Below are 13571 nucleotides of genomic sequence, written 5' to 3' on the forward strand. Positions count from 1 at the left end.
AGTAATCTCAAATAAAGCCTGCATCAAACCCGTCAGGAGTTGTGCAACAAAGCCATCCTCCTGGATCCTCCTCAGCGTCTCGTGCTCATGCGGGGTAACAAGCTGCAGATCGTCTTTTGCCGTATCTAGTAGTTCACGTTCCAGCGCTTGCATCTGCACGATGTTTTTGTGTTCAATCGCATTGTCGAGCTTCCCAACAAAAGCGATCGATGCCGCATCTCCCTGACCGGCCAATTCCCGCCCCTTCGAGAAGATGTCGTGCACGACTGCGATCCAAACCGACATAATTGCGGAGCGGAGCGCTCCTCCGCGATAGGCGGTAATCGCTTCCTCAACCAGTCGACGAGACTCTCGGTCCCGAACCGCGAGCGCTAAGACATCGATGTCCGTGACAGCTTGGATGGACATGGACTTCACTCCACCACAAAGCGAAGTTTGGTCGTGTCCTTGCCCTTACAGCGCTCATTCAGGAAGGTTTCGAAGCGCTTGCGCAGATCGTCTGGCGTTGCCGGCGACCCTCCTTGCAGCAGCGCTTGCCTTATGTCTGCGCCGCTCACGTTGATCTTCTCCAGCCCAGACAGCGCCTCCTGAACGGCGGCGACAAAATCGGGCGTCACAGGGTCCGGCAGAGCCTTCGACGAAATGAAGCCATCGACGATGGAGCGGGCAGCAGGCATCAGGAGATCAAAGTTCTCCTGGATGATCGGATCGTCGAGGTTGTCGAGCAGGGTCTGCGCCCAGCCACCGATCAATCTGTCGAGCTCGTCGTCGAGCTGCTTCAGGATGTTTGAAGCCGGAAGTAGGTCGCCTTGCTCGTTCGCCGGCCGGAAGCCGCAGTGCGGGCACCAAGGGCTCGCCAACAGCTCGGACTCCACGAGGGATGCGCAGCTCTTCAATTTGTCCAGCTTCTCCTCGAAACTCGTCAGCTGGCTGGTCGGCATCAACGAGATACCAGCCAGAGCCCGCATTGCGACGAGCCGCGGATCTTTGCGAAGCGCCGACTTCGTGTTCTCTTCCGTGACCCCAAGGCGTGCCTTGCTGTGCAGCCCGACATAGGCGGTGATGTAATCCTTCTTCAGCTTGGCCAGCGCCTGCCGATATTCCACCGCGTTCTGCGCAGTTCGGTCGGCCGCGAGCTTTTCGAGGACTTTCTTGCGCTCATCCTGCGCCAGTCGAACCCAATCATGGTCTGCGGTCAGGACCATCTCGGCCTGCGACAGATAGCTGGCCGTGGTGCCGAGCTCGGCGACCAGCTCCAGCATCCCCTCAACAGCTTGCAGGATTTCGAGGTTCTTAGTCTGCGCCGCAATATCGTCGGAGCCGATGCGAAGATTCTTTAGCTTACCGACCGTATTGTAAGGCGCCAGGCTCTCTGAGAAGGCTTTGAGCGCATCAAGCTTGGTGCGCCAGTCCCGGATCTCTTCTTCCCGCAGCAGCGACTGCCCCCAGAAGCTCAGTCGACCAGACATATCCGTGGCGGCGCTGAGCACGCGCCGCGTCAGCTTCCCGACCTCCTCCTGAAGCAGTTTAACTGGTTCGTCCGAGCCCTGCGTAGCCTGCTGCGCGAGCCCGGGCGGCAAGCCCAACATCTCGAACAGCGAGCGGAGGACTGCGACGTTGATCTCCTTCGGCGCCTCGACGTGCTTGAACTGCTTCAACTCTTCGAGCGGCCGCTCGGCGAGCAGCGTGATCTTTCCAGAGTCGACCTTGTCGCCCGTGACCGCCAGAACGATGTCGCCCGAGTAAACAAGTCCACCCAACACCGCGACCATGAGGTCGGGTTCAAGGCGGAATTTGGTCGGTGCAAAATACTCGACTTCGGCTTCGCCGCTGACGAGCTCTGACCGGTTCAGGACCTGGCCATGCCCCTTAGCTTTCAGCCGGGCGAGGACCTCTTTCGCATACCGAGAATGGGTCGGATCGATGCGATCGCCGTCGAGCATCTCGAGACCGTCGAGGATGACGACGGCATCCTTCGTTCGATTTCCACCTGCCAGGGCGCGCAGCGCATTTCCGATCAACTGCTTGCGGTTGGCTTCAGTGACCAGCGCCGAGAAGGTGGGGTATTCAGGCGCAACCTCGGCAAACTGATTGTTCAGCGCCAAGCCGGCAATGACATTCACGACGTCACGGAAATTGATGCGCTCGTCAGGCCCCAGGCGCGCTTTGTCACGCAGCGAGACACCCTTGGTCCACTCCTGCAGGGTCTTGCTCTTGCCCTGATAGGTGACCTCATAGGCCGCCATCTGCTTTTCCTGCAGCCACTTGCTCATGTCCCGCAGGGCGTCTTTGGCCTTATCGAGGTACACTGTCTTCGCACCGCCGCTGGCGGTCGAAGCGAGCTCCTGCGCCGCAGCGTAGAAGGAGAGATGTCGCTTGATCGCCTCATCCAGGCCCTTCAAGCGGAAGAAGACCTCATCCCCCTTGGTGTCATCCCTGAACCGCGGAGGTTCGAAAGGCTGGATGAAATAGATATAAAAATCGCGCTCAGGCTGGGCAGTGGGTCGATCGTTTGGGGCACCGAAGAAGAGATACCCGCTGCGTTCGACACGGCGTTCTTGCCATTCGATCTGGTATTGCCAAATCTGATGCCCGGTTACGTAGGCAGTGTCGTCAGTACGCTCCATAAGCTGACGGATCGCGCTGTAGTAAGCACGATCAAGGGCATCGTCTGACAGCGCCTCCGCACGCTTCTCGATCTGGGCATCGTAGTCGACGTCCTTTTTCAGATCGAGATAGTACTGTTCGGTATCGGCCGCCTTGGAGATGAATTGGCCGTTGACCGTCTTTAGCGTCTCCCTCAGCACAGTCTGCACTAGGGAAAGGAGGTCTGCTTCTGGCTCGCCCCCCATGTCTTCGATACCGGGCTGGAACAGGCACAGCGTATCGCGAAGCTCTTCAGCCGTCGGACCGACCGGAACATAAATGTCTCCGCCGGTCGTCAGCCTGTGGACTGACAAACCATCGATGATGCGCAAAGCCATCGGCTTGTACGCAGGCCTCGTAAATGCCTTCGAGACACGCTCCGAAAGCACTTCGGAGACTTTCAGGACGGGCCCAATGTTCGGGTCTGCCCGCAGAACCGAATTGGATGTCACGGTTTCCCAGAACTTGTCGTAGCCGATCAGACCCGGTCGGTCTTCCGGCACCTGATCCTTCAGGATGGCCTGGATCTGATCGCGGAGCGTGACAAGGGCGCCGCGCTTCTCGGTGAAGACCAAACGCTCAAAGGTTCCGATGTAGTCTGGGTGGACCGGGAAGAGCCGGACATACTCGTCCATGCGCTCATTCATGGACCCATAGAATTTCGCAAATGGGGTCAGGTAGGAGCGAATTTTGTCCTGCTGGTCTGTGGTCTTCTTGAGAAGACGCTCAGCGACCACGAAACTCACGTCCTGCCGGGCCAGCAAGATCTGGGTGAAGCGATCCTTCACACGCCGCAAACTGTCGGCGACGTGCTGAAAGCGACTGCTATCGAAGATGGCTTCTTGGACGCCCGCCACGAAGCGAAAGCGCAGATGTTTCGCAACCTCGCCAATCTCGCGCAGGAAGGAAAGATCCAGAACGAGGTCGTGATCCTTGCGCGATCGCAGATATTCGAGGAACTCGTCGACCACCAGCAGCACGCCGTGGTTGGGATGGACCTCGGCGAAGGCCGCCATCATCTCCTCGAAAGCGGCCTTGTTGTTGATGACCTTGTCCGCAGCAGGGAAGGAGAAGCTAACCCCCTGCTTTTCGAGAAATGCTTCCAGCTGCTGCGTGATGATATCGCGCAGCGACATCTGGCTCGAAATCTCGATCCGGTGCACTTTGAACTTGCCTGCGATCGCGCTGGCCGCCTCGGCCACCTTGGGGTGGCGGATCATGGATACATATCCGGCATCTTCAGCGACTAGCGAGAGCACGGACATCAGGTGCGACTTACCGGTCCCGTAGTTCCCGACCACGAGGACGCCCTTGTGATCGACAGCCTCATCGAACGAGAGCTGGGGGATCATCTGCATGGCGATCCGCTCAGCCATGTCATCCGAAATGACGTAGGTCGAAACGAGCTTCTTTGCCTCGTCCGGGCGATTGGCATCCAGAAGCTGGATAACTGACTCAATCGGCTCAAACTGAATGAGATCGCCATACCGCATGGTCATCTCGGAAATTCCCCTCAAAGCTCAATTTAACTCGAATACGACGGCACCATCGATTGGCGCCTCGCAGTGCTCTCGATGCCCGGTCCGGGCATAGGTCAGTCGGCCATCCCGGAAACTTCCTGGCCAGGCCGCCACTAGGGGGCGAGCATGGGCAAGCTTTTTCAGAACATCGACCGGACTAATGTGAAGATCTTCCTCGAAAAGGATCTCGATATTATCGAGAACCACACACTTTTCACAATCCGTCTGATCGATCAAATCCCGCAGTAAAGGCATAACTTCGACACTTCTCTGCATCGCCGGAATTGACAAAAGCTTACGCGACAATTCGCGGCCGACATTGATCAAGGGCGCCCCTTCGCTCTCGGCAAAGCGAGACAGGATGTCTGTCTTCCCACCGCCAGCGTTCGCAACCACAAGGATCAGCTTGCTGTTCAATGTTGCAGCGTCTTCAGTAAGCTGCCGCAATCGCTCAAGCATATTGCGCCCCCTCTGCCTCAGACGTGCCCCCCGCTCGTTCCCCCGAACGAATTTCGGCTGCATTCAGCAGCACGATCTGCTGATCCTGGGGCCTACGCGCGGCGGGGTCCGTGTCTAATCCGAGCCGCTTGAGCGCGTAATAGAGGAGCGCCCGCCGGACCGTGATGGTCGTCACGCCAGCTTCCATGCCGTAGTCGAGCTCGATCGCCTTGCGCTGGCCAGCGCTCAGTTCGGGATGGGGCGCAATCTTTAGCTCAACCTGCTCCTCCCACTCGCGATCGGCTGATCCAGCGGCTTCAGTCGACTTGGATGCGCGCGTTTCGGCGATGCGAGAAAGTACAAAATCCTTGAAGGCACCGCTGCGTGGACAATGCGCGCGTGCATGCCATCGGAACCCGTCAAACACCAATGCATGGGGTTCGATCCACCGCCAGGCCGGTTCGGGGGATGACATGGATTGGTAGAAAACCTCGATCGCCTCGTGCCGCTTGATCGCAGTCACCGTCGCCCGAAGAATTTTGGGCGAAACACCCCGAGCGGGGGTCGGCGCACATGCAAAACTCGGCAGGCTTCCTATCCAGCCATCGTCGGCGGCGATGACTCCATCCGAGAGCGATCTGAGCTGGGCAAGATACTGCCCAGCATCCGGCTTGAGGAAAACCGGACTGAAAGATGAGCTGCGAACATAGGTCCGGGCGCTCTTGTCGTAGACCATGTTCGCTTCAGCCAGGCCGAGATACCTGTTCAGATCTGTCGAAGCCTGGTTGATCGAAACGCCGAAAACCTCGACTAGGTCACTTCGGTTGACATGGCCCTCCCAGAAGAGCCTGAATTCGATGAATTCGAGGCGACTTTCGACTCCGCGTCGCAATCCCAATTCTCTGTCCATGCCCGCCCCCCAAGAAACTAGTCTAAACCAGTTTCTGTACGGGTAGACCTACTGGATGCTCAGCGCCGATGCAATGGGATTCGAAGCCGATGAAGAGCCTGCTGGGCCTATCTACCCCCGGTTAACTCTTTCTGACGCTGCGAGAAAATCGGAGACTTTTTGGCAAGTTTTCCGCCTTGGTTTACGCCCTTCCCGAAGGTCATGAACAAAGCGAGGATCAGCGACGACGTGTCGACCGAAGGTGCTCGGCGACGTCCGGGTTCGCGCCAGATATTCCTCGATCTGCTCCAGAAGCCCCATGATTCAAGACTCGCTTTGCACTTGTGTTCTTATTATGTTCCTACTAGGAAAGGTTCCTAGAGTCTAGGATCGATTTTCCTAGGCACCCGCGATAGGACTGGCAGTCATGGACGACGCACGCAGAGCCTTGGACGAACTGATCCAGCAACGAGGCTGCAATTATTCCTCGGTTTCGCGACTGCTCGGGCGCAACGCAGCCTATATCCAGCAGTACATTCGCCGCGGCAGCCCGAGACACCTGGACGAGCAGGATCGCTCGGTGCTCGCCCGCTTTTTCGGGGTGGACGAGAAGGTGCTTGGTGCCCCTGCCCGTCGCTCAGGTCCGGTCGTCGAACTGGTCCATGTGCCCGTTCTCAATGTCGAGGCATCGGCTGGCCACGGCGCTCTGGCCGAAATGGAATCCAAATCCGCGCAATTCGGCTTCGATGAGAAGTGGCTACGCCGGCTGACCGCCAGCAAGGCATCGAGCCTGTCGATCATCGCCGTGCATGGCGACTCGATGGAGCCTACCCTCCACGATGGTGACGAGGTCATGGTCGATCTTGCAGATGGCCAGGCGCGTCTGAGAGACGGGATCTATGTCCTGCGGATGGATGACATGCTGAGCGTCAAGCGGATTGCCCTCGAACCGCAGGGCAAGCGCGCTTCGGTTCTGAGCGACAACCCGGCCTATCCGAGCTGGCGCGGCCTGGAAAAGCGGACGCTCAACATCGTCGGACGGGTTCTCTGGTTCGGACGGGCGCTTTAAGGAGGTCATCTTATGCTTGCCCTCCTTGCCGCCTCGATCGTCGCCTCCAGTCAGACCTTCACCTGCACACCAACCCATGTCTGGGATGGCGATGGCCCGGTATGGTGTGCGGAAGGGCCCCGCATTCGCATCGCTGGCATCGCTGCCCGGGAAATGGATGGCAGCTGCCGCACCAATCAGCCCTGCCCCGATGCCACGGCGATTGAGGCACGCGATGCGCTCGTCCAGCTGATGGGCGGCGCGCGCGGGACGATCCAGACCGGTCACATTGTGGTTCGAGGTCCGCGGCTGTCGTGCCGCTCGGAAGGTTCTGCAGGCGGAAGCCGCACGGCTGCCTGGTGCCGCCTGCCCTCCGGCGCAGATCTCTCCTGCGCAATGATCCGTACGCGAACGGTGCTGCGATGGGACCGTTACTGGAAAGGGCCAGCGTGCCGGTAAGCCCCGACCTACACCTTCGTGGGGAGCTCGTCGAAGGGCCGCTTGGCCTCTTGCTCCAGGCAGGCGGCGGCCACTGGGAACTGGATGCGCCGAGGTCAGCTCGACGCCTTGTCGGCCGCGAGGTCGAGGTCACTGGCCACCGTGCGGGCTTCAACGGCTTGATCTGCAAGCAGGTCTGGCCGGCAGGGACAGCCCAACCTCGCCGAATGCAGCTTCCAATCGAACGCCTGCTCGTTGGTGGTTTCGTGATTTACGGACTTCTGGCGACCCTGGCCGGCCTTGCGGGGCAGCTTTCTTGATGCTCAGCGATTGGGAACTCTGGGCCTGTGCCAACCATGTCCTGCGAACCCATGGCGACAAGGCACCGTTGCACGTCGCCGAACAGATTGGCGCTCTCGCTCTCGCGGGCGATCAGGCAGGAATTCGTGCGTGGCAGGCCATCGCTGAGCGGATTGTCCAGCTGACCTCAAACCGTGATGGCGCCCGGCTGCAGTAGCCGTCTTCGACGCTACCGTCTCGTTCATCCGATCGGCGATAGATCGCCTGGAAACAGACATGTCTGCGCGCTGGATGGGCCACTGGCATCGCCTTCGATCCTGAAACCACGCATGCGCTCCACCAGATGGCGAGCAAGATCGACACGCGCACCACGCTGCACACGCGGATCATCGGCATTGAGGCGAGCGAGGGTGTGCTCTGGCGCAACGGCCAGGGCGACTTCGAGGTGGGTCAGAAAAAGGTCGTCAGAGATTCGGCGCATGCGCCCATGAGAACAAATAAAGAACTTATCGTCAACCGGCGGCGTGCGGAGAGGTGTGGAAGTGGCGACACTATATGCCGATCTCGAAGGGCTTGGCGATCGAGCGATCGAGCTCTGGAGGCTTGCGTTCAGGCGCAGGCGCACGGTCTTTTGCCTGCCCTTTGGCGGCTGCATCGCGGAGCAGATCAACCGTCTCCAACGCCGAGCGCTTCATTCCGGCGTTGCGCTCGACCGCCGCTTCGAGTTTGCCCGCATTATCGACATACAGGGTGAGGCCATCGCGCAGCCGCGTGATCGTCACGAGAAACGTCTGCTGGTTGGCCAGATTGCGCTCACGGCTGTCCATGACCGCGATGCCGCGATCGGAGGTGAGCCCCTGAGCCATATGGGCATTGAGCGCATAGGCGAGATCGAGACGGCGGAGCATCGGGTCGCCCTGCTCCAGCCTGTGCTCTCCACCGAGAGATGTCTTCACAACCACCCCGGCGCTGTCGACTGCAACAATCCGAGCCTGGTCGGCATTAAGCAGGCCCCGCTTGTGATCGGTCTCTGTCCATCGAATCCGGTCATGAGTGTGGATGTCGATTTCACGCACCTCGAAGAGCCGCAGTGCATCCTGCTCACCTTGTGGCCGGAACTTGCCCGGACGAAGCTCGAACTGGCGCCCCCGCTCGTTTTCCAGCGTGACCCGCTCGCGCGCGATGTCGGCCGAGACCACGCGATACTCGCCGGGAGAAAGGCCCTGCCCCCGTTGGCGGCGCGCGACCTCGACCACCATGCCGGGCGCATAGGTGCTGGCATAACGCAGCTCTTCGCGGGTGACGTTGACGCGTGACAGGGTACTGAGGCGCATCGCCCCAGGTCCCAATTCCCCGTTTGCCTTCAGGCCCGTCTGTACGGCTTCGTTCACAGCGCCGCGCAGGACCCGGCCCGAAGCATAGATTGCGGTTGCCTCGCGCTCCCCTGATGGGAGCGACAACCATGCCGCCGCAGCCTCGACGGCAGCTCCGTTTCCCACCTCGATCACCTGGGGCGCCAGATGACGCATGGCGTCCTCGATCCGTCCCTCTTGGGCAGCCTGCTGGGCATTACGCAGCGCCTCGGTCCGCGCCCTGAGGTTAGTGTCCATCACCGCAGTCTCGATTCCGGCCTGCTGCATCACATCAAACGGCTTACCGGCATCGACTGCGCCCAGCTGCTTGCGGTCACCGATGCTGGCAAAGCGGCCGAGCTCGAGCAGGTTGGCCAGCCGCACCAGCTTTTCCTTGTCGGCATTGCCGACCATCGATGCTTCGTCGAGCAGCACGACAGTACCCCGCATAGCTGCGCGCGCCTCGGCAAGGCGAGCCGCGTCAGCCCCTTCGAGCAGGTCGCTGTGCTGGCGCAGAAACCGCGATACAGTCATCGACGGAATACCCGTCTCGCGCTCGAGCATCTGGACCAGCGTGTTCTGCACAGCGAGCCCGAGTACGGCCCTGCCCTCCTCGCGCAAAATGTCCGCCACGGGCTTGAGGACTGTGCTCTTGCCCGCACCGGCGACGCCCTGGATGGCGACGATGCGGTTGTGCGATCCAAGCAGCAACCGCCCCGCCCCTTCCTGCCCAGCGTTCAAGGTGAGCCCGTATTTGATCTGGGAGAGGGCCTGCAGGCGTTCGCCGGCAAGGTCGGGCGAGACAATCGCCGGGACCACACCGCGCCCACTTTCGACCGCCGCAATGATACGTTGCTCAAGCCTGATTGCATCGCGCGTTGTCAGGAGGTCCCGGTCGCCTCCCCTGCCCCTTTCCAGATGACCCTGACGCACGAGCTGGTCGACCCGGTGCTCGATCTCGGCGAGCGAGGTCGGCAGCGCAAAGCCAAGCGCCGCGCGATAGATCTCCGAGCGGGTGAAGGCTGCTTCCCGCTCGCCCAGATGCCGGACAGCCGAGGCAACCGCATGGATTGCGGCGACCTGCTCCACGCTGCGGTTACCCATACGTGCAGGTATCAGCGGATCGCCTTCACGCAGGCCCAGGCGTTCGGCAAAGGTGGCTGCAAGGGCTTGCCCTTGGCGGACAAGCGCTCGCACGGAAGGGCCAAAGCCGGTCACGTTTCCGAGGTCCTGCGCACTGCGTGCATTGGCTCTGGCAATGACCACGGCGGGATCAAAGCCGAACCTCGCGGAGGTCTCCCGCCACTGCTGCGTCAGCGCATCGCGATCCTCGATCCGTCCCTTTTCTGCTCGGGTCATCAAGGTTGCGGCATCCAGGACGCCTGGCCCAGAGAAGTTCATCTGGGCCGCTGCCTCCAGGATCTCTGCACGCCGGGAACTGAAGGCATCACGCACGGCCTTGGGCACCCCGACAGCCTCAAAGTTACCGTGCTTGCCGAACTCCCCAACCTCGTAGCCGAGCTTCTCCACGTCCAGACGAAACCGGGCCATGGTCATGGCATTGAGGAGGGTATTGTGCTGCCAAAGCTTATCGTTGCGCAACGCCCGCCATTTGCCGTCCGGCCCTTGGGTCACATTGGCAATGACGGCATGGAAATGCGCATTGGGCTCCTGGTTGCGGTTGGTGTCGTGCTGAAAGAGCGCGATCGCAAGGTTGCCGGTCTGCACGACGCGCTCCCTGCCGCGGACATCCATCCGGGTCTCCGCGAGGTTTTTCTCGGCCCAGCGCAGGGTTTCCCGGACGGCCGCGGCGTAGGCATCGAGGATCCGTTTGTCACCGCCCACCAGCGCGAGGACCGACCAGCTTTTCGGCATTGAAAAGGTGAGATCGGTCCCTGCCCGATGCGCCCGATTGTCACTGCCAACCCGGCTGCCATCGGGCAGCATGCCTTTGAGGATCGCCTCGAACTGCCGCGCGTCTACGGTCCCATTTAGCCCCAGCGCGGCAGCGCCCTTCCCGAGCCATTCGCCGGAGCGGTCGGCATCGGCCCGCGTGTAGTAGTTGTCGGCAGCAAAGTAGTTGGCCGCGCCGCCCGCGGTGCGGACGTTGGCTACCGACAGCATCGACCGTCTCCCGTAGCGGTGGCAATCGGTGACATGCTCACATCTCCATGTCGCCGAGGTCGGGCCCCGTCATCGGCGGCGGTTCCTGCTCGCGCAGCCCATCCTCGAGCATCAGCTTGCGCGCTGCTGCATCGCTGGAGCCGGTGCTTTTAGAATTGTCCGGCCTACCCTCTTGCGGCGGCTTCGCTTCCGACGTTCCAGCCCTAGCAGTGCCCTTGGGAGTAGCTGACTGATCCTGCGTCGCGGCGGCCTCGCCGGTCGGGAGGAGCGGGCGGGCGGAGGGTCCTGCCTTTCTAGGCGTTGCTTCAGTTCGGGTGTTCGAACTCTCTCGCTTGGCGTTGCCCGCCTTCTCTTTCCCCGATCGAGCGGCCCGTTCCTGCTCCTTCGGCGTCTTGCCGGGCCTGCTTTCAACGGGCTGCCGCAAATCCTTTACGTGCGCGTCAGGCTTCTGTTTCGGCTCGGATTGCTGCCTCTGGTCGAGGGCCAGTTCTCCCTGCTTGGGCACGACCGGCTTGCCCGCCCCATCGTCGTTAGACGAGGGATGCTCATTGCCCGTTGATGCTGTCGACTGCCGCGCCTGCTGTGCCGGCGGCTGAGGCTCGGCAACCGGAGCTTTTGGGCCATCCTTCACCCGGGCAATGAAGGTCTCCGCTCGCTTGGGCCGGTTGACCGGGGTGAGCCTGACGGGTGCGGCGGGGAAACCATCGGGGAACTTGATGTACCCGGACAGCCGCGGCAGGTTCATCAACTGGTCGGGCAGCAGCAGCGGCTCGATGTGCTTGCGCGGGGTGAGGCTCACCGCATCACGGGCATTGTTGTAGCCGTAGGTGTAGCCCTCCTCCATGTCGCGCACCTGGCGATGGCCAATGAAGTCGGAGCACCAGGTAGCCGTTTCCCGGTCGGCGGTGCCGAGGATCAGTTTCGTCCGGGCCAGCGATGACAGGGTCATCGCCATGTTCTCGCCGTAGACTTCCTTGAGTTTGGCGTAGGCGTGGATGCCAAGGACAATAGCGCCGCCGAAATTGCGCGCTGTCTGCAGTCCTTTCTCGAGGGCTGGCAGGCGATGCAATGCCCCCAATTCATCGACGAAGAACCAGCACCTGAGATCGCGGGTGCGTGGGCCAGTCATAAGCGTATTCATCGCTGTATCGAGCCAGAGCGTGAGCAGCTGCGCGCAGACGCTCATGTCGACGTAGCGGGCAGATATGAACAGGATTGAGCCCTGGTCCTGAACTCCAGCTGCGCCCTCTTCGATCCACTTTCGGACCGAGAAGCGAGGCCCGGTAGCCGGCAATAACTTGAGCGCCTTGGCATTGACGTTGAACACGGCGCGGATCGATTCCGCCATGCGGGCGGCTTCCGGTGCGGTCAGTGGATCGGCTATGGTGCCACGCATCATGGCATGAACGCGCGACAGGTCCGCGGTCATTAGCTCGCGGGCAAGTGCTTCGTTGCTCGCCCTGCCATCGGCCAGGAGTTTGAGGCAGAATTCGACGAACAGGGCCCGGGCGGCGATCACCCAGAACTGCGCCTCGCCGCCCCCGTCATGGGGTACCAGGGCATCCGCAGCTGCCCAGAACTCCCCCTCAGTGCGGCATTCGTCGAACAGGCTCCATTGGGGGCAGCGCGCATCCAGCGGGTTCAGGATGATGTCGCAGTGGGCCGCATGGAAATGTTCGATAAAGGCGCCGGTCAAATCGAAGACGATGCAGCGCTGGCCCTTGGCTCTTGCCTCCGCAATCATATCCGAGATCGCCACGGTCTTGCCCATGCCGGTGGTGCCAATGAGCATCGCGTGGCTCTGCTCGAGGCGCCATGGATAGGCGACCGTGGCAATATGCGATGGCCGGTAGGGAAAGACCCGGGCGATCTCTCGCGGCAGGCTGAGCCGCCACTTCCAGCCCATAGCCTGATCGAGCTCACGGGTGCGCTCGCGCCGGTTGTGGGTGGTCAGTTCATCGACAAGCTCGGGGAGCGTGACAAGCATCGCGCCGCGCTCGTGCTTGCGCTCCTTGGAGCGACCACCGAACCGCTCAGCGAACCAGTAGAAGACCGCAAAAGCGGGGACCAAAAGGAACCCGGAACGCCACAAGGCACTGCTCAGCAGAGCCGTGAGTTTCTCCCAGGCATGGACGACCGGCGGATAATGATCGAGCTGCGAAATCGGAAACTGAATGGTCGCGCCGAAGGCTGTCTCCAGAGTGATCCGCTTGGCAGGATCGAACTCCATGAAGCCGTAGATGGCGGCGTAGATCCGCATCCAGACCAGGTAGACTTCGTGGTCGGTGAGACCTGCCGAGATGGTCCACCACGAGGTCCATGTGATCACAAGCGCGGCGACAATCAGGGGGCCCTTGAGACCCGCCGCGAACATGAAGCTGAAGTGTCCGAGCAGCTGGCTGCCGCGCGTGAAGTTGACGAGGTTACGCTTCATCGGAACCTCCCTCGCCGGCGGACGTGGAGAGACCGAGCTCCTTGCATTTGCGCGCATAAGCCTGGTGAGCCCGGCTGCGAAGAGCATGATCGGGGTGCCCCGCCAGCAGCGCATCCACACCGACCATGAGGAATATCGAGCGGCGTGAAATGCGTTCAATGGAAGCGTCGAGCCGGGACGCAAGATCCTCCTCGGTGCAGGCATTGGCGAGCAAGGCGCGAACCCACTCGCTCATGCTGATCCCCTTGGCCTTGGCAGCCTTACGGATCAGCGAGCTAAGCTCGCTGGAGATGTAAACCTGGAGACAGATTGGCCGTGTCATGCACGGACTCCTTATGGTCAGGAGCCCGATTCACACTGCGAAAGGCAGGAGCGACACTAA

12 protein-coding genes are annotated in these 13571 nt (G+C 61.1%); 4 read left to right on the forward strand and 8 right to left on the reverse strand.

The window, feature by feature from the left end; genetic code table 11:
• The 4 genes from ACODSR_RS17500 to ACODSR_RS17515 form a co-directional block, all read right to left on the reverse strand.
• Positions 1–408: hypothetical protein (locus ACODSR_RS17500; RefSeq protein ID WP_489077909.1), on the reverse strand; the 408-nt coding region annotated here is incomplete at its 3' end.
• Between the two features lie 5 nt (positions 409–413).
• Positions 414–4145 (reverse strand): DUF6079 family protein, encoded by a 3732-nt coding sequence (locus ACODSR_RS17505; RefSeq protein WP_489077910.1) that lies wholly within the window; start codon positions 4143–4145, stop codon positions 414–416.
• 21 nt (positions 4146–4166) lie between these two features.
• Positions 4167–4625, reverse strand: coding sequence for a BREX-3 system P-loop-containing protein BrxF (gene brxF, locus ACODSR_RS17510; RefSeq protein WP_158514397.1), 459 nt, complete (start codon positions 4623–4625; stop codon positions 4167–4169).
• Positions 4618–5514, reverse strand: a complete 897-nt coding sequence (locus ACODSR_RS17515; protein WP_054725453.1) for a BrxR family helix-turn-helix transcriptional regulator — start codon at positions 5512–5514, stop codon at positions 4618–4620. The genes brxF and ACODSR_RS17515 overlap by 8 nt, the downstream gene beginning before the upstream one ends.
• A gap of 406 nt (positions 5515–5920) precedes the next feature.
• Here ACODSR_RS17515 and ACODSR_RS17520 point away from each other — a divergent pair, with 406 nt between their 5' ends.
• From ACODSR_RS17520 to ACODSR_RS17535, 4 genes are read left to right on the forward strand one after another with little or no spacing between them, the layout of a single operon-like run.
• A complete protein-coding gene (locus ACODSR_RS17520; protein WP_031286149.1) occupies positions 5921–6562 on the forward strand; it encodes a S24 family peptidase in 642 nt (213 codons plus the stop codon).
• Positions 6563–6574: 12 nt separating this feature from the next.
• Positions 6575–7000, forward strand: a complete 426-nt coding sequence (locus ACODSR_RS17525) for a thermonuclease family protein (protein WP_489077911.1) — start codon at positions 6575–6577, stop codon at positions 6998–7000.
• Positions 6964–7299, forward strand: a complete 336-nt coding sequence (locus ACODSR_RS17530; RefSeq protein ID WP_054725451.1) for a DUF5818 domain-containing protein — start codon at positions 6964–6966, stop codon at positions 7297–7299. The genes ACODSR_RS17525 and ACODSR_RS17530 overlap by 37 nt, the downstream gene beginning before the upstream one ends.
• Positions 7299–7496: a DUF6961 family protein gene (locus ACODSR_RS17535; RefSeq protein WP_054725448.1), complete on the forward strand. Its 198-nt coding sequence runs from the start codon at positions 7299–7301 to the stop codon at positions 7494–7496. Before ACODSR_RS17530 ends, ACODSR_RS17535 begins: the two co-directional genes overlap by 1 nt.
• 24 nt (positions 7497–7520) lie before the next feature.
• Here the strand turns inward: ACODSR_RS17535 and ACODSR_RS17540 are convergent, their stop codons facing one another.
• The 4 genes from ACODSR_RS17540 to ACODSR_RS17555 form a co-directional block, all read right to left on the reverse strand.
• Positions 7521–7760, reverse strand: a complete 240-nt coding sequence (locus ACODSR_RS17540; RefSeq protein ID WP_082395428.1) for a hypothetical protein — start codon at positions 7758–7760, stop codon at positions 7521–7523.
• A 70-nt stretch (positions 7761–7830) separates the two neighbouring features.
• Positions 7831–10755: a MobF family relaxase gene (gene mobF, locus ACODSR_RS17545; RefSeq protein ID WP_489077912.1), complete on the reverse strand. Its 2925-nt coding sequence runs from the start codon at positions 10753–10755 to the stop codon at positions 7831–7833.
• Between the two features lie 37 nt (positions 10756–10792).
• Positions 10793–13189 (reverse strand): type IV secretion system DNA-binding domain-containing protein, encoded by a 2397-nt coding sequence (locus tag ACODSR_RS17550; RefSeq protein WP_489077913.1) that lies wholly within the window; start codon positions 13187–13189, stop codon positions 10793–10795.
• Entirely contained in the window at positions 13179–13511 is a 333-nt protein-coding gene (locus tag ACODSR_RS17555) for a hypothetical protein (protein ID WP_489077914.1), read from the reverse strand. The genes ACODSR_RS17550 and ACODSR_RS17555 overlap by 11 nt, the downstream gene beginning before the upstream one ends.
• Between the last annotated feature and the right edge of the window lie 60 nt (positions 13512–13571).

Source organism: Sphingobium sp. FG125, from assembly GCF_057809795.1.